13 protein-coding genes and 1 pseudogene are annotated in these 14,998 nt (G+C 71.3%); 7 read left to right on the top strand and 7 right to left on the bottom strand.

Features of this window, described 5'->3' with window-relative positions; all coding sequences use genetic code 11:
• Nucleotides 1–52: 52 nt before the first annotated feature.
• Nucleotides 53–715: a TetR/AcrR family transcriptional regulator gene (locus ACSC1Q_RS27595; protein ID WP_436761593.1), complete on the bottom strand. Its 663-nt coding sequence runs from the start codon at nt 713–715 to the stop codon at nt 53–55.
• On the opposite strand from ACSC1Q_RS27595, the gene ACSC1Q_RS27590 reads away from it, so the two are divergent.
• Nucleotides 714–1,718, top strand: coding sequence for an alpha/beta hydrolase (locus tag ACSC1Q_RS27590; RefSeq protein ID WP_436761592.1), 1,005 nt, complete (start codon nt 714–716; stop codon nt 1,716–1,718). The genes ACSC1Q_RS27595 and ACSC1Q_RS27590 overlap by 2 nt on opposite strands.
• A 152-nt stretch (nt 1,719–1,870) precedes the next feature.
• On the opposite strand, the gene ACSC1Q_RS27585 is transcribed toward ACSC1Q_RS27590, so the two are convergent.
• A complete protein-coding gene (locus ACSC1Q_RS27585; protein ID WP_436761591.1) occupies nt 1,871–2,815 on the bottom strand; it encodes an SGNH/GDSL hydrolase family protein in 945 nt (314 codons plus the stop codon).
• Nucleotides 2,816–3,427: 612 nt separating this feature from the next.
• On the opposite strand from ACSC1Q_RS27585, the gene ACSC1Q_RS27580 reads away from it, so the two are divergent.
• Nucleotides 3,428–3,724 (top strand): hypothetical protein, encoded by a 297-nt coding sequence (locus tag ACSC1Q_RS27580; RefSeq protein WP_436761590.1) that lies wholly within the window; start codon nt 3,428–3,430, stop codon nt 3,722–3,724.
• A 210-nt stretch (nt 3,725–3,934) separates the two neighbouring features.
• On the opposite strand, the gene ACSC1Q_RS27575 is transcribed toward ACSC1Q_RS27580, so the two are convergent.
• Nucleotides 3,935–5,995: a S9 family peptidase gene (locus ACSC1Q_RS27575; RefSeq protein ID WP_436761589.1), complete on the bottom strand. Its 2,061-nt coding sequence runs from the start codon at nt 5,993–5,995 to the stop codon at nt 3,935–3,937.
• 105 nt (nt 5,996–6,100) lie between these two features.
• Here ACSC1Q_RS27575 and mshB point away from each other — a divergent pair, with 105 nt between their 5' ends.
• The 4 genes from mshB (at nt 6,101) to ACSC1Q_RS27555 (ending at nt 9,347) form a co-directional block, all read left to right on the top strand.
• Nucleotides 6,101–7,006 (top strand): N-acetyl-1-D-myo-inositol-2-amino-2-deoxy-alpha-D-glucopyranoside deacetylase, encoded by a 906-nt coding sequence (mshB, locus tag ACSC1Q_RS27570; protein WP_436761588.1) that lies wholly within the window; start codon nt 6,101–6,103, stop codon nt 7,004–7,006.
• A 32-nt stretch (nt 7,007–7,038) separates the two neighbouring features.
• Entirely contained in the window at nt 7,039–7,530 is a 492-nt protein-coding gene (locus tag ACSC1Q_RS27565) for a DUF6113 family protein (protein ID WP_436761587.1), read from the top strand.
• A gap of 73 nt (nt 7,531–7,603) precedes the next feature.
• The gene (locus tag ACSC1Q_RS27560) at nt 7,604–8,038 is read left to right on the top strand and encodes a hypothetical protein (protein WP_436761586.1); all 435 of its coding nucleotides are present in this window, start codon (nt 7,604–7,606) and stop codon (nt 8,036–8,038) included.
• Nucleotides 8,039–8,096: 58 nt separating this feature from the next.
• The gene (locus ACSC1Q_RS27555) at nt 8,097–9,347 is read left to right on the top strand and encodes an MBL fold metallo-hydrolase (protein WP_436761585.1); all 1,251 of its coding nucleotides are present in this window, start codon (nt 8,097–8,099) and stop codon (nt 9,345–9,347) included.
• A 132-nt stretch (nt 9,348–9,479) separates the two neighbouring features.
• On the opposite strand, the gene ACSC1Q_RS27550 is transcribed toward ACSC1Q_RS27555, so the two are convergent.
• Nucleotides 9,480–12,020: a penicillin acylase family protein gene (locus ACSC1Q_RS27550; protein ID WP_436761788.1), complete on the bottom strand. Its 2,541-nt coding sequence runs from the start codon at nt 12,018–12,020 to the stop codon at nt 9,480–9,482.
• A gap of 107 nt (nt 12,021–12,127) precedes the next feature.
• Here ACSC1Q_RS27550 and rraA point away from each other — a divergent pair, with 107 nt between their 5' ends.
• The gene (rraA, locus tag ACSC1Q_RS27545; protein ID WP_436761584.1) at nt 12,128–12,607 is read left to right on the top strand and encodes a ribonuclease E activity regulator RraA; all 480 of its coding nucleotides are present in this window, start codon (nt 12,128–12,130) and stop codon (nt 12,605–12,607) included.
• Between the two features lie 222 nt (nt 12,608–12,829).
• Here the strand turns inward: rraA and ACSC1Q_RS27540 are convergent, their stop codons facing one another.
• The 3 genes and pseudogenes from ACSC1Q_RS27540 to ACSC1Q_RS27530 form a co-directional block, all read right to left on the bottom strand.
• Nucleotides 12,830–13,747, bottom strand: a complete 918-nt coding sequence (locus tag ACSC1Q_RS27540) for an aldose 1-epimerase family protein (protein ID WP_436761583.1) — start codon at nt 13,745–13,747, stop codon at nt 12,830–12,832.
• A gap of 89 nt (nt 13,748–13,836) precedes the next feature.
• Nucleotides 13,837–14,313 (bottom strand): GNAT family N-acetyltransferase, encoded by a 477-nt coding sequence (locus tag ACSC1Q_RS27535; RefSeq protein ID WP_436761582.1) that lies wholly within the window; start codon nt 14,311–14,313, stop codon nt 13,837–13,839.
• A gap of 172 nt (nt 14,314–14,485) precedes the next feature.
• Nucleotides 14,486–14,998 (bottom strand): annotated as a pseudogene (locus tag ACSC1Q_RS27530) (hypothetical protein); the annotation flags it as partial.

Genomic DNA, 14,998 nt, shown 5'->3' with positions numbered 1-14,998 from the left:
GAGCCGGTTGAGGGGCGCCCGCTTCGGCGCCTGGGCTCGGGACGTCATGAGCTCACCGTTCCTCTTCCACTGTTCCGTCACCGGTGCGGAGCAGGTAGGACTGGCAGAGCATGGTCAGCTCGTGCAGGAGCCGGTCCTCGGCGATCTGATGCCGCAGGCCGGCGTCGGGGCCGAACGTCACCTGCCACACGGCGGTGCTGAACACGGCCCGGAAGGCCACCGGCACCGCCGTCCCCGGCTCGGAACAGGAAAGCTCGCCGGAGCGGGCCAGCAGCAGCGAGGTGAACAGCTCCTCGGCCAGGGCGCTGGTGGCGTTGCCGCGCTCGCGCAACGACGCGTCGACGGCGGCACGCAGGATCAGCGGCCCCATCACCGCTCCGTGCCGGTCCACCTGCTCCGCCAGGGCGCGCACCGCGGCGGCGATCAGCCCGGCCACCGGCGTGTCCGCCTCCCCCTCCAACCGGGCGAAGGCGGCGCGCAGGTCGGCGTCGACGCGGTCCAGCACGTCGTGCTGGACCGCGCGGATCAGCCCGTCCTTGTCGCTGAACCGCTCGTACACCGACCCGACCGACACGCCGGCGGCCGCCGCCACCCGGGAGATCACCATCCCCTCCCACCCGGCGTCCTTCAGCGCCTGCCGGGCGGCGTCCAGGATCTTGCGCCGCGTGACCCGGCTGCGTTCCTGCTGCGGTGTGCGTTGACCTGCCTGTGCCATGTGCCGTCCTCGTCCTCGCCGGTCGTATCGCCCACTGTATCCGAACCTGAATTCAGGTTCGGATACAGTGGGCGGCACCCACACCGTCCGCCCTTGTGCGCAGGAGTACGTGATGACCCTGACAGCCGTGACCTTCCCCTCCGACGGCATCCGTCTGGCGGGTGATCTCTATCTGCCCGGCCACCCCTCCGGCCCGCTGCCGGGCGTGGTGATGGCTCCCGGGTTCGGCGGTGTCAAGGAAATGCTCATGCCCTCCTACGCCGCCTCCCTGAACGAAGCCGGGATCGCGGTCCTGGCCTTCGACTACGCGGGCTTCGGCCACAGCGAGGGCGAACCCCGCCAGCACATGGATCTCGACGCACAGCAGCGCGCGTACCGCCACGCCCTCGACTACCTCGCCGCCCATCCCGGCATCGACGGCGGCCGTCTGGGTGTCTTCGGCACCAGCATGTCCGGCGGCCATGCTCTGGCCCTGGCCGCCTCCGACACCCGGGTGCGCTCTACCGTCGTCCTCATCCCCTTCACCGGCCTGGACGTCTCCGGCCTGGGCCCCGGACTGCTCGACATGTTGGAGGACGCCGCCCGGCGTCAGGAAGCCGGCGAGCCGCCCCAGATGATCGCCAGTACGGGCAGGCCCGGCGAGCTCGCCGCGATGACCACCGACGGCGCCTGGGAATGGATGGAGCGCATGACCGCCGACGCTCCCGGCTACCGCAACGAGGTCACCCTCGCCTCCCTGTGGAACCTCGCCAACTACCACCCCACCGGCGACCTCGCGGCCGTTACCGCCCCCGTACACGCGATTCTCGCGACCGACGACGCCATCACCCCGGCACCGGCCGCACGCCGCGCCCTCGGCTCGGTCGAACGGCTTGAGGTGGTCGAGATCCCGCGGACGCACTTCGAACTCTTCACCGACCACCTGCGAGAGACCATCGACCTCACCACACGCTGGTTCGCCGACGACCTCGGCTCCGTGACCGGGTCGCGGGTCCGCCTCTGACGATCCCGCCGATTCCCGTTGTCCCACCGTCTCGGCGCTGCCCTGGAACTCGTCACGGGACCGTCGCGCCGTACGGTCCCGCTGCGGGGTTTCTTTCGGAGACGAGCGCCGACCGGGTGAACGTCCCCGGTCAGGAGCAGGCTTTTCGCGGGTCAGGGGGCGGCGAAGATCGGGACCTTGCGCTGGATGAGGGCGGCGAGGGCGGCGTGGCCCTGGCGGTTGAGGTGCAGCACCGCGACGCCGCCCTCCTGGCCGGGGGCGAGGGCGTCGAATCCCCGGTAGAACGGGTCGGTGGACTCGCACAGCGAGTGCCCGGCGAACTCGGGGCGCAGGGTCGTCGAGTTCAGGTGCGGGCCGACGAACCGGACGTTGACCCCGCGTGCCCTGGCGGCCTGCGCGGCCCTGGACAGCGTCGCGTCCAGCGCGCCGGAGACCTTCGCCCCGGCCAGGCGCTCCTCGGCGCTGAAGACACCGGCGTCGCAGATCGGGTCGAGGGGGATGCCGGTGGCGTTCTGACCACGGGTGACCGCCCTGCCGTACCCGGTCATGACAATCTGGGCACGAGGGCTGCGGCGCTTGATCTCGGTGAGGAGGCCGCTCAGGGACTGCTTCAGGGCGGGCATGCGGTCGAGGATCGCCGTGGTGGGCGCGCCCGTGCAGTCCGCCTGGACGCACACGCCGCCGTATCCGGCGAAGTCGATGTCGTTGCCGCCGATGTTCAGCGTCACCAGGTCGGTGTCCCGGCGGAGCGCGCCGAGTTGCGCGGGCTCCCCCTTGAAGGGCTGCCGCAGGTCCTGGATGGCCGCGCCGCTGCACATGACGTTGGTGAACCTCACGGTCGTGCCGCGCTGCCGGAGCTGCTCGACAAGGATCGTGGAGGCGGAGTTGCGGCTGCGGTAGCAGGTGCCCTCGGTGCCGGGCTCGTAGTCCCCGGCCCCCGTGCCGGAGCCGTAGGAGTCGCCCAACGCCACCACGTCGAAGGACGGTGTGACACCGACCGCCTCCGCTGCGGCGGTGCCCGCCGTGCCCGCCGTCATCCCGGCGGCCATGACGAGGCCCGCGAGGCCAGCGACGATTTTTGTGCGAGTGACCATCATCAGTGGTGCTTCCTCCCGTAAGACGGCAAAGGCCACGGCGATGAGGATCACCCCACCCCCGTGGCGCTTCCCCTGTGAACCCGTGCCCCTGCGAACCGTGCCTTTGCCAAGGTGAATTCGTGCCGGTGCGTCCATGGCCTGGAAGACCGAGAATGCTGCCGTTCTACGGACCATTCGCGACCGGTTTCGGCACTGATATTACGTTCGTCGCGTTGTCGAAATCTCGAAAAAAGACAGATCCGGTTATAGCGGGCTGTCCGTAACCGCCGGGGGAGATGCACCGGGCGCGGCCTGCCCCGTGCTCGCGGCGTACGGAGAGCCTGTCTCCCGTGCCGCCGCGGTCGGCTCCCGGCGCTGTCGCGGCCGACGCCGGGCGGGTGGTGGTGCGCGGATCGGGGATTGCTCGCGACCGGGCGACGACCTGGGAAAGGAGGCGTTGAACAGCAGGTCGTGGCGGTGCGGCCGGTATTTCGCCCCCATTTGGGGCCAAAAGTGCTTCAGGCTGAGAAGTTAGACTCTCGCCCCATGGGTATAGGTCGCATCCTCTTTCTCACCTTTGGCTGCATAGTGCTGGTCATAGCCTTTTTCCTGGCCATGGAGGAGGAGGATCCCATGAACATGCCACGGGCACAGGTCTTCGCGCTGGGGGGCATCGCGTTGATGGTCGCCGGTGCCGCCTGCGGGGCCGCCGAGCGCCGGACCGCTCGCCTTCCGCAAGCTCCTCCGCAGCCCCCGGCTCCGCAGCAGTACCCCCCGCAGGGCCACAACCCGCAGCAGGGGTACGCCGCCCAGCAGGGGTACGCCGCCCCGCAGCAGGGCTACAACCTCCAGCAGGGCTACACCGCCCCGCAGGCGTACAACCCCCAGCAGGGCTACACCGCCCCCTACCCTCCCGCCCAGAATCACTGACGCGGCACCGGCGGGCCACGCCCCCGAGGCTTTCGGTGGAGGCATGGCCGGCGGAGGCGGTGCGGCGGCGACGACGAGCCGGCGGCTTACCGCCGGCTCGGGACGGGACCTGCTTCGAGAAGGACGGGACCTGCTTCGAGAAGGACGGGACCTTCTTCGGGAAGGCGGACGAGACCTTCTGCGGGAAGGCTCAGGCCTTTTCGGGAAGGCTCAGGACAGGGCCTTCTTCAGGAAGTCGACCTGGAGCAGCAGCAGGTTCTCCGCCACGGCCTCCTGCGGGGTCATGTGGGTGACCCCCGACAGCGGCAGCACGTTGTGCGGGCGGCCCGCGGCCAGCAGGGCCGAGGACAGGCGCAGCGTGTGCGCGGCGACCACGTTGTCGTCGGCCAGGCCGTGGATCAGCAGGAGGGGACGGTCCAGCTTCTCCGCGTCGGCGAACAGGGACGAGGAGTCGTAGTGGCCCTCGTCCGGGTGGCCGAGGTAGCGCTCGGTGTAGCAGGTGTCGTACAGGCGCCAGTCGGTCACCGGAGCCCCGGCGACGGCCGCGTGGAACACGTCGGGGCGGCGGAGCACGGCCAGGGCGGCGAGGTAGCCGCCGAACGACCAGCCCCGGATGGCTACCCGCGACAGGTCCAGGTCGTCGGGGAACCGCGCGGCGGCGCCGTGCAGGGCGTCGACCTGGTCGTCCAGGACCGGGGTGGCCAGGTCGTGCAGGACGGCCCGCTCGAACTCGGGGCCGCGCCCCGGGGTGCCCCGGCCGTCGGCCACGACCACCGCGAAGCCCTGGTCGGCGAACCACTGGCTGGTCAGGTACGCCCCGGCCGCGGCCAGCACGCGCTGGGCGTGCGGCCCGCCGTACGGGTCCATGAGGACCGGCAGTTTCGCGGAGCCCGGCACGTGTCCGGTGGGCAGGAGCACGGCGGTGGCCAGGTCGCGCTCGCCCGCCCTGATCAGGGAGACCCGCAGGTCCAGGCTGGGGCGTTCGGCGTGCGAGGCGATGTGGCCGCGGGGCGTGCCGTTGTGCAGGACGCGGGTGGCCGAGCCCTCGCTGGCGAGGGTCTGACCGGTGATCACGAGGGTGCCGCCCGCGGTGTGGCCGCTGTAGACGCCGCCCTCGGCCGGGCTGACAAGGGTGATCTGACCTCGCCGGTAGGCCCAGACGGCGATCTCGGTGGGCTCCCCGCTCGCCCGGAAGAGCACGGTCTCGCCGTCGATGTCGAGGATCTCGCGGACCTGGAGGGTGGGCGGTGTGACCGGGGAGTCGCCGACGATCAGGCGGTGGCCGCCCTCCGAGGTGGCGGCCCAGACGAGGCTGCCGTCGGACAGGTGGCCGGGGACGCCGGTGACGATGTCGACCCAGGCGGAGTCGGTGTCCTCGCGTACGACGGTGGAGGCGCCGGTGGCCGGGTCGACGTCGAGCAGCCGCATGGTCCGCTGGTCGCGGGTCATGGTGACGATCGACAGGCCGTGGACGTCCCAGGAGGCGTTGACCAGGTATTCGTCGTCGAAGGGCACCGCGACGCGGGCCCCTCCGAGGGTGAGCACGAAGAGCTCGACCCCGGCGTTGGCCGTGCCCGCCGAGGGGTAGCGCTGCTCGGTGCCGGGCCGGGCCGGGTTGGCCGGGTCGGCGATGTGCCAGCGCTGCACCGGCGACTCGTCGGCCCGCTCGACCAGGATCGCGTCACCGGACGGGGACCACCAGTAGCCCCGCATGCGGTCCATCTCCTCGGCGGCGATGAACTCGGCCAGGCCGTACGTCACCTCCGGGGACTCGGGGCGGGCCAGCGCGTGGTCGACCTCGTCCTCCAGGTCCTGGATGTGGAACGCGCCGCCGGTCACGTAGCCGACGTGGACGCCGGTGGGGGACATCCGGGGGTCGATCACCGGCCCGGAGGTCTTCAGCCGCCGTACGAGGGCGGTCTTCAGGTCGACGACGTAGAGGCCGCCGGAGAGCGCGAACGCCGCGACGGTCACCGCGGCGTCGGTGCTGTACGCGACGACGCCCCCGGCCTGTTCGCGGCTCCGCTCGCGGCGCGCCCGCTCCTCGGGCGGCAGGTCCTCCTCGTCGGCCGCCAGGGCGCGCGGGTCGACGATCAGCCGTTCCGCGCCGCTGAGGACGTCGTACTCCCACAGGCAGGTCACCGGGTCGAAGCCGCTCCTGCTCCGGAGGAACACGACGCGGTCACCGCCCGGGGCGATCGTGAAGCCGCGCGGCACTCCGAGGGTGAATCGACGGGTTCTGGCGTGCAGGCGAGGGAAGCTCTCACTCATACGAGCCATCTTGCCAGTTCCGCATCGAGTGTCTTGTTTTCGAGGTGCGGACGGACCGGGAACGCGGCGTTCTGCCCGATGTGGGGCATCGATACCCTCGGACGCATGACTGATCGGCGCCTGATGCTCGTGCACGCCCACCCGGACGACGAGACGATCGGCAACGGGGCCACCATGGCCAGGTACGCCGCCGAGGGCGCGCACGTCACACTGGTGACCTGCACCCTGGGGGAGGAGGGCGAGGTGATCCCCCCGGAGCTCGCCCACCTGGCCGCCGACCGTGACGACACCCTGGGGGAGTATCGCGCCGGGGAGCTCGCCGCGGCCTGCGCGGCGCTCGGCGTCACCGACCACCGGTTCCTGGGCGGTCCCGGCCGCTGGAGGGACTCCGGCATGATGGGCGTCGCCGCCAACCACCGGGCGAACGCCTTCTGGCAGGCCGACCTGGACGAGGCGGCGGGCGAGCTCGCGAGGATCGTCCGCGAGGTGCGGCCCCAGGTGCTCGTCACCTACGACGAGAACGGTTTCTACGGCCACCCCGACCACATCCAGGCCCACCGCGTCGCCTGGCGGGCGGTCGAGCTGGCCGCCGACCCCGCGTTCGAGCCGTCCGAGCCGTGGCGGGTCGCGAAGGTCTACCACACCGCGATGCCCAGGTCCGTGATGTACCGGACCGAGGAGGCGATGCGCGAGAGGGGCGCCCCCTTCCTCGCCGAGCCGGTCGACGACCTGCCGTTCGGCTGCCGGGACAAGGACGTCACCACCGAGATCGACGCCCGCGCCCACATCGGCAGGAAGATCGACGCGATGCGGGCGCACGCCACCCAGATCAGCGTGAACCCGCCCTGGTACGCCCTGTCCAACAACGTCGGCCAGGAGGTGCTCGGGGTCGAGCACTTCGTCCTCCGTTCCGGCGTGCCGGGTCCCGCCGGTCCCGGAGCGCCGGTCGAGGTGGGAGGGATCGGCGAGCCGTACGACCGCGAGGACGACCTGTTCGCCGGGATCCACTAGCCTCGGTGCTTGTGATGGAGCAGGTGCCGGCCGTGCGTGAGCCCTCGGAGACGATCGTCGCCGTGGCGGCCAACGCCGTGCTCGTCATGCTCGGGCTCCTGGTGGGCGTCCTCGGCGGGTTCCAGCACTCCTGGTACGTCAGGCCCGTCCCGGTCTCCGCCATCGGCTGCGTCGCCCTGCTGTTCGCGGTGACCTACTGGGCCGGGCGGACGACGCGCGGCAAGGCGGCGCCTCTGGCGTTCGCGGCGGGCTGGGCGCTGGTCACCGTGATCTGGACCTCCGGACGGCCGGAGGGCGATCTGGTCATCGCCAACGACCCGTCCGGCTATCTCTACCTCTACGGGGGCCTGGTGGCGGTCGCGATGGGGATCCTGCTCTCGCCGTCGGCCACCGCGGCCGGGTCGTGGCTGCTCACCCCGCACGGCTACGGCTCGGGCCCGCAGGCACCGCCCGTACCGCAGGCACCGCAGTCCCCGCCCGTACAGCAAGGCCCGCAGGTCCCGCCTGGCCCGGCCGCTCCCTGACGACCTCCTCACGGGAGGGAAAAGCAGGAAAAAGCCTCTGTCGCCGGTCGCCCGGATGACGCACAATCCCGGTATGCGGCGGTTGCATCGGGTACGGCGGACGCTCAACTACGCCAATCTGTCCACCCCACTGGGCCTGCTCCTGGCACGCGTCGGCCGGGCCAGGGTGACCGCCGGGCCCGACGGGCTGCTCCTGGCGTACGGCTACCGCTTCCGGTTCCCGATCGCCTCGGCGTTCACCGTGGGCAACGTGGTGCTGACCAAGCACCCGGAGGGCTTCCTCACCGGGGCCCTGCTCAGGCACGAGGACCGGCACGCCTCCCAGTACATGTGCTGCGTGGGCCTGCCGATGCTCCCGCTCTACGTCGTCGCGGTGGTCGTCTCCATGATGATCTGCGGCAACCAGGCCTCGTGGAACCTCTTCGAGCGGCTGGCGAACCTGGAGGACGGCAACTACGCCCGTAGATCTCCCTGGTGGTTTCACACTAGACCGCCGCAAAAGGAATGAATCTCTCTGTGGGGGGATCTACAAGGGGTGAGCTGTTGATGACCGAAGGGGGCCGCCCATGTCACAGACGTCCCACCCAGAAATCGCCTCCCACGTGCCCGCGGAACCCGGCGGCCTTCTCGAAGAGCCCCTGAGGCGTCCCGGATGGTCGGCTCGCTTCACCACGCGGCCGGTGCGCGCGCTCAGGCGGCTGGGCCGGACCGCCGGACGGGTGGTCAGGGACCGGTCCGCCGAGCGAGGGGCCTCCGGGCCCGAGGCGGCACTCCGCCCTCCGGAACTCCCCGGGCGATCCGAGCGCCTGGTGCCCTCCGCGCGGTCGGCGCCTTCCGTGCGGCCGGCACCGCCGAGACGGCCGAGACGGCCCGAGCCGCTGCCGAGGCGGTCCTGGCCGGGTGGCTTCAAGGACCGGCTGACCTCGCCGGTCCCGACGTTCCAGGAGCTGCTGGCGGTCGCCTGGCACGGCACGCTCCGGCCCGGCGTCGGGGACGAGGACCGCATCCCGGTCCACCGGGACGGGCTTCCCCTCGCGACGGGCACCGACGCGGTCGTCACCTGGGTGGGGCACGCGACGTACGTGGTGCAGATCGGCGGGCTGACCATCCTCACGGATCCGGTCTGGGCGAGGAAGATCGCCGGTATCCACCGGCCCCGGCTCACCCCGCCCGGTGTCGCGTGGGCCGACCTGCCCAGGATCGACGCCGTGGTGATCAGCCACAACCACTACGACCACCTGGACGCCCAGACCGTGCGGCGGCTGCCGCGCGACACGCCCGTCCTCGTACCGGCGGGGCTCAGGTCCTGGTTCACCCGTCGCGGGTTTCGCGACGTGACCGAGCTCGACTGGTGGGAGAGCACCTGGGTAGGCGGTGTCCGTTTCGACTTCGTCCCGGCCCACCACTGGAGCCGCCGGTCGGTCTGGGACACCTGCAAGACCCTCTGGGGCGGCTGGGTGATCGCCTCCGACGACCAGACGATCTACTTCGCGGGGGACACCGGGTACGGCGACCGCTTCGCCCAGATCGGGGCCCGCTACCCGGGCGGCGTCGACCTCGCCCTGATGCCGGTGGGGGCCTTCGAGCCCCGCTGGTTCATGAAGGCCGCGCACGTCGATCCCGCGCAGGCCGTACGGGCGTGCCGGGACGTGGGGGCCCGCCGGATGGCGACCATGCACTGGGGCACGTTCGTGCTGTCCGGCGAGACGCTCCTCGCGCCGGTGGAGGAGGCCAGGGTGGCCTGGGCGGAGGCCGGACGGGACCGCGCCGACCTGTGGGACCTCGCGGTCGGGGAGTCCCGGGTCCTCACGTCCTGACAGTCTGACGTCCCGCGTCCTGACGTTCCCGCCCTGACGTTCCCGCCCCGACGTCTCGTGTCTTGAGAACGGTCCGAGAGGAGCCCCGGGCCGCGGACGTGTTCGTCGCGCGGCCCGGGAACCTCGGCGCCGTCAGGGGCTGAGCGTCAGGGTGTGGGTGGCGGCCTTCTCGATGGAGTCCTGACGGGCGAGCATGGGAGTGGTCTCGCCGCCCGCCCACAGCGGCGCCTGGTCCCAGTAGTTGTCGTGGAACGCGTGGCCGGAGGCGCCGGTCAGGTTGATCCACCGGGATTTGTCCAGGTCCGCCAGGTCCACCACCATCCGCATGGACGGCAGCCAGCTCACCGCGTAGCCGTCCTGCGCGTCCCACCCGGCGGCGTTGACCGCGTCGTCGCTGCCGGACACCGGGAACGGGCCCCGGTTGAACAGCCACTCGATCGGGCCGATTCCCGAGGTGCCGAAGGTCTGGTGGACGAGCTCCAGGGAGTGCAGGTCGCCCCAGCGCCAGTCCTTGACGTCCGGGCCGAGCAGGCCGTTCAGCTCGTCGTAGGCCCGCGCCATCGCCCGCCGCAGCATGTCGTCGCGGGTCTCGGCGCCCGGGGTGGCCGTGTCGTTCCAGAACGCGTCGTCCGGCCGGTCGAGCATGACCCGGACGACCTCGAACCAGCGGTCGCCGCCCTGGGACCTGGCACCCTCGGGGAGATCGTCGTTGAAGGTCTCGACGAGCAGGTGCCGCCAGACGGCGTTGAAGTACATCGCGGGGCCCGACTCCATGCCCTGCGCACGGTCCCACTTGCGCAGCAGCTCGCGGGCGTCCTTGGCGGGCCCGGCCATCTCGACGTCCAGCAGCCTGGGCACCAGGAACCGGGCGAGGCCGTTGTCGCTGTCCTGCTGCAGCTCGCTCATCGCGGCCACGTCCACCTTGCCGCCGTCCTTCAACGCCTCGCGGAGGCGGTCCAGGATGCGCTGGGAGCGGTACCCGTACGCCCAGTCCCTGGTGAGGGTGTACGGATAGCGGCCGGGGTCGATGACCGCGTTGTTCGCGGTCACGATGTAGCCCTCGGGCGGGTTGTAGAGGCTGGGCAGCTCGTTGAAGGGGATCGTCGACTGCCAGGCGTACTCGCCGGTCCAGCCGGGCACCGGCCAGGTGCCGTCGCCGCGGGTCCGCACCGGGATCCGCCCGGGGGCCTGGTAGCCGATGTTGCCCGCGGTGTCGGCGTAGATCAGGTTCTGCGCGGGCACCTCGAACCTGGAGGCCGCGCTCCTGAACTGCTGCCAGTCCTGCGCGGTGTTCAGCGCGAAGATCGCGTCGGCGGTCCTGCCCGGCTCCAAGGCCGTCCACTTGAGCGCGACCGCGTCGGCCTGTTCCCCGAAGACCGACTCCATGCCGGGGAGCGTCTTCTCCACGTTCTCCATGACGTCGGAGATGATCGGCCCGTGCATGGTGTCGCGCACCTTGAGCCGTACGTCGGCGCCCCCGGCCACCTTGATCGTCTCGGTCCTGGTGGTGAGCGGCTTCCAGTCGCCCATGAACAGGTACGAGTCGTCCTTGACCCGTTCCAGATAGAGGTCCGCGACGTCCGGGCCCAGGTTGGTGAAGCCCCAGGCGATCTTGTCGTTGCGGCCGATGACCACCCCCGGCACGCCGGAGAAGGTGAACCCGGTGACGTCGAACGGGCACTCGGCGCTCTTGACGCGGCAGTGCAGCCCGGCCTGGTACCAGACCGAGGGCATGCCAGGGCCCAGGTGGGGGTCGTTGGAGAGCAGCGGTTTGCCCGACTCGGTGTGCTTTCCGCCGACCACCCACGAGTTCGAGCCGATGCCGTGGCCGCCCGCCGGGTCGCCCATCAGGCTCGGCACCGCGCGCATCGCCTCGGCCGCCCGGGTCAGCGCCCCGGTGGCCGGGGCCACCCCGGACGGCTCGCTGTCGGCCTTCTTCGGTTCCTGCTCCTGGTCGAACCCGCGCTCGCCGACCGAGCCCCTGGTGACGATCGGCTGGTGGGTCTCGTACGGGTAGCCGGGCCAGAGCTGCTCCACCCGGCCGCGCGGCAGCTTGCTCGCCGCGAGTGCCCGGCCGATCTCGTCGGCCATGTTGGAGCGCAGGTCCCAGGCCATCGCCTTGAGCCAGGCCAGCGAGTCGACCGGGGTCCACGGCTCCGGCCGGTAGCCCGGGCTGGTCGCCCGCAGCAGCACGTACTCCAGGCTCCTGTCGGCGAGGCCGTCGTTCCGCGTCATCCAGGCGTTCACCCCGGCGGCGTAGGCGTCCAGGTAGCGCCGGGTCCGCTCGTCGAGCAGGGGCAGCTCCTGCTCGGCCACCTTCCGCCAGCCCATGGTCCGGATGACCCTGTCCTCGGTCAGCGTCGCCGAGCCGAACATCTCCGACAGCCGCCCGGCGGTCACGTGGCGGCGGAAGTCCATCTCGAAGAAGCGGTCCTGGGCGTGCACGTAGCCCTGCGCGAGGAACAGGTCATCGGGAGAGTCCGCGTAGATGTGCGGGATACCCGTCTTATCGCGATAAACGGTGACTTTTCCTTTTAGACCGCTTACCTTGAGCTCGCCTTCGAGCTGCGGGAAGGAGGCCCGCACGCTCCACACGCCCGCTCCGGCGACCAGCAGCCCGAGCACCAGAAACACGGTGAGCACCCGTGCCAGCCACGTGAGCGGGCGGGGCATCCAGGCGTACGGGCGAAACCTCACAAAAACCTCCTAGGCGACATGCTCCCGCAAGTGTGGCAGCACCCCCGTGGTGTCGGCGCAGGCGTCATGGTGAAGATGCACTCATGAGACTTTCCACGGCCGACCTGGTCGACCTGCACGGCTCGGCGGTCGCGAGCTGCCTGACCCAGTTCCGTTCCTACGGCCCGAGTCCCCGGTTCGCCGGGCCGATCGCGACCGTCCGCTGCCTGGAGGACAACGCTCTCGTCAAGCGGGTCCTGGCCACCCCGGGCGAGGGCCGCGTGCTGGTCGTGGACGGCGCGGGTTCCCTGCGTACCGCCCTGATGGGCGACGTCATCGCCGCCTCCGCCATCTCGTACGGCTGGTCCGGCGTGGTCGTCAACGGCGCGGTCCGTGACACGGCCGCCCTCGCCGGACTGGACCTGGGGGTCAAGGCCCTCGGCTCGAACCCGGCCAAGAGCGCCAAGGAGGGCGTCGGCGAGCTCGACGCGCCGGTCACCTTCGGAGAGGTCGTCTTCTCCCCCGGCGCCTGGCTCTACAGCGACGAGGACGGCATCCTCGTCAGTCCCGCGGAACTCTCCTGAGGGTCTTCCCGCGACACCGCCGGGCTCTTTCGTGACGCCGCCGGGCTCTTTCGCGACGCTGACGGGCCCCTCCCTGACAAGGGGCCACTGCTCGCTTCCTGAAGAGTCTCCCGCGCCTCCGGAGAGGCTCGCTCCGACGGGCCTTTCCGGCGGGACCGGTCTGACGGGCCTTTCCGGCGGGCCTTTCCGGCGGGGCCCGGTACGACTGCCGGGCGCCGGGTGTCAGACCGGGCCGATTCCCCAGTGGTGCACGGCGCGGTCGCCGGGGGCGAGCCGGATGACGTCCTCGCCGGTGCGGAAGGCGTTCGGCGGGCAGGTCATCGGCTCCACCGCGAGCCCCTGGCGGCGGTGGCCCTCCGGCAGGGTGTCGCCGGTGTAGAGCTGGATCCACTCGATGCCCTCGCCCGCCCACAGCTCGACCCCGGTCCCGTCCGGGCCGGCCAGCGTGACCCGCACCCGCCCGTCGGCGCCGCGCTCCAGGCCGGTGAACGCGGTGTCGAGCTCCGTCCCGCCGATCGGGCGGGCGGTCCTGAAGTCGTACTCGGTGCCCTCGACGTCGTGGCGGCCGGTGGGGACCTTCCGCTCGTTCACCGCGATCCACCGGGTGGCGGGAAGCGTCAGGAGGGCGTCGTCGAGGGCGCAGAGGACGCCGAGGGACAGGTAGGGATGGGCCCCGAAGCCGTACGGCGCGTCGCCGGCGCCGACGTTCTCCGCGCTCACCTCGACCTCCAGGCCGGCGACGCCCAGGGCGTACCGGATGGAGAGATCGAGGACGTGCGGGTAGCCGAGCTGGGGGAACAGCCGCAGCCCCAGCCGGATCGCGGCGTCGTCGTGGGCCAGGACCCGCCAGGGGAACGACCGGGAGAAGCCGTGGATCGCGTTGCCGGTCTTGGGCTCGCTCAGCGCGAGCTGCCGGTCCTCGCCGTCGAAGGTGTAGCGGCCGTCCTCGACCCTGTTCGGCCAGGGAAGCAGCGGCAGCCCCGCCCCGCCGAGCGGGGGCTGGTCCTCGGGGAAGTCGACGACGAGCGGCCTGCCGTCCAGGGTGAGGCTTCTGAGGCCCGCCCCTAGCTCGGTGATGACGGCCTGGAAACCGCCGGCCGCGATGGTGTGCTGGGTCCCGGTGGGCGCGATAGTTGTCACCCGGCAATTCAACACCTATTGCCCGCCGCTTCCCGTCCACACCACCGCCCGCGGTGCCGGTCTCCAGGGTCTGGCACGTTCCTTCCCGCCTACAGCACCGTCTCCAGGACCGTCGACTGTACGGCGAAGCCGTTGGTCCGGTAGAAGCGGACGGCGGCCTCGTTGCTCGCGTAGGCGGTCACCCCGGCGTAGCGGGCGCCGTGGTGGCGGGCCCACTGCCGGAACTCCTCCACCAGCCTGCCCCCGATCCCCTGGCTACGGTAGGACGGCTCGACGTACATGCTGCCCAGGGTCGCCACGGTGACCGGCCGCATCGCGGTGGGCCCGGACAGGGCACCGGTCAGGTGGCCGACGATCCGGCCGCCGTCCTCGGCGACCATCACCAGGCGGCCGGGGTCGTCCAGCGCGTCCACGAAGCGGGCCCGCCCGTGCTCCTGGGGCCACTTCACGTTCAGGGCCGGGTCGCGGGTCCCGGCGTCCTCGGCGAACAGCGCGGAGCTGCAGGCGACGATCCCGTCCAGGTCCGCGATCGTGCCGGGTCGTACGGCGACGACGATCTCACTCATGATCGAAACGCTATCGGTCGCCACCGACATTACGAGTGATCTGCTGCTTTTGCCCCTGCCTGTCCCGGGGGATCTCGGGATCTGACCGGCCTCGTCGCCCCGCCCGCACCCTTGGAGGCCGGGGCCAGACGGCCACCGTTTCGCGACGACCGGCCGCCGGCTCACGCCGAGGTCAGGCCGTATGACCCTGACCGTCGACGGCCGCATGGACGTCGCCCGAACCGCGCTTCCTTCGCCGCCGGTCGCTCCGGCCAAGATGAACCGCGAGCACCAGCAGGGTCGCCAGTCCGCTGAACACGTAACTGCCCATCAGCAACGTCAGCCACATTCCGGCGTGGGACGGATACCTGAGAAGTGTCGCCAGGGTGACGTATCCGGGCAGGAGGAAGACGAACCACAGGAACCCCACGCCCGCCTTCTCAAGCGTGGCGTCCAAGCGCTGGGCGCGATACGCCCAGAGCACCAGGAGCGGTACGCACCAGACCCAGTGGTGCGGCCAGGAAACGGGTGAGACGAGCAGCCCCACGACGGCGCAGGCGGTGATCCCGGCGAGCTCGCCCGCCTTCTTCGCGGTCCACGCGGCGACCAGGAGTCCGCCCGTGCCGATCACCGCGCACAGGGCGAGCCAGAGGGGCACGGTGGGCCAGGAGCCGGGCATGAGCAGAAGCACGCCGCGAATCGATTG

This window comes from Streptosporangium heterodermiicola (assembly GCF_051390675.1).
GTDB lineage: Bacteria > Actinomycetota > Actinomycetes > Streptosporangiales > Streptosporangiaceae > Streptosporangium.
Note: the sequence above shows the minus strand (reverse complement) of the source record. Positions and strands in the feature narration are given on the sequence as shown.

What these genes read in the sequence shown, in the direction of transcription:
- ACSC1Q_RS27580 (WP_436761590.1), top strand. Translation starts at nt 3,428, where the DNA reads ATGAACATGCCACGGGCACAGGTCTTCGCGCTGGGGGGCATCGCGTTG.
- ACSC1Q_RS27575 (WP_436761589.1), bottom strand. Translation starts at nt 5,995, where the DNA reads ATGAGTGAGAGCTTCCCTCGCCTGCACGCCAGAACCCGTCGATTCACC.
- mshB (WP_436761588.1), top strand. Translation starts at nt 6,101, where the DNA reads ATGACTGATCGGCGCCTGATGCTCGTGCACGCCCACCCGGACGACGAG.
- ACSC1Q_RS27550 (WP_436761788.1), bottom strand. Translation starts at nt 12,020, where the DNA reads ATGCCCCGCCCGCTCACGTGGCTGGCACGGGTGCTCACCGTGTTTCTG.
- rraA (WP_436761584.1), top strand. Translation starts at nt 12,128, where the DNA reads ATGAGACTTTCCACGGCCGACCTGGTCGACCTGCACGGCTCGGCGGTC.
- ACSC1Q_RS27535 (WP_436761582.1), bottom strand. Translation starts at nt 14,313, where the DNA reads ATGAGTGAGATCGTCGTCGCCGTACGACCCGGCACGATCGCGGACCTG.
- ACSC1Q_RS27595 (WP_436761593.1), bottom strand. Translation starts at nt 715, where the DNA reads ATGGCACAGGCAGGTCAACGCACACCGCAGCAGGAACGCAGCCGGGTC.
- ACSC1Q_RS27560 (WP_436761586.1), top strand. Translation starts at nt 7,604, where the DNA reads ATGCGGCGGTTGCATCGGGTACGGCGGACGCTCAACTACGCCAATCTG.
- ACSC1Q_RS27555 (WP_436761585.1), top strand. Translation starts at nt 8,097, where the DNA reads ATGTCACAGACGTCCCACCCAGAAATCGCCTCCCACGTGCCCGCGGAA.
- ACSC1Q_RS27590 (WP_436761592.1), top strand. Translation starts at nt 714, where the DNA reads ATGTGCCGTCCTCGTCCTCGCCGGTCGTATCGCCCACTGTATCCGAAC.
- ACSC1Q_RS27585 (WP_436761591.1), bottom strand. Translation starts at nt 2,815, where the DNA reads ATGATGGTCACTCGCACAAAAATCGTCGCTGGCCTCGCGGGCCTCGTC.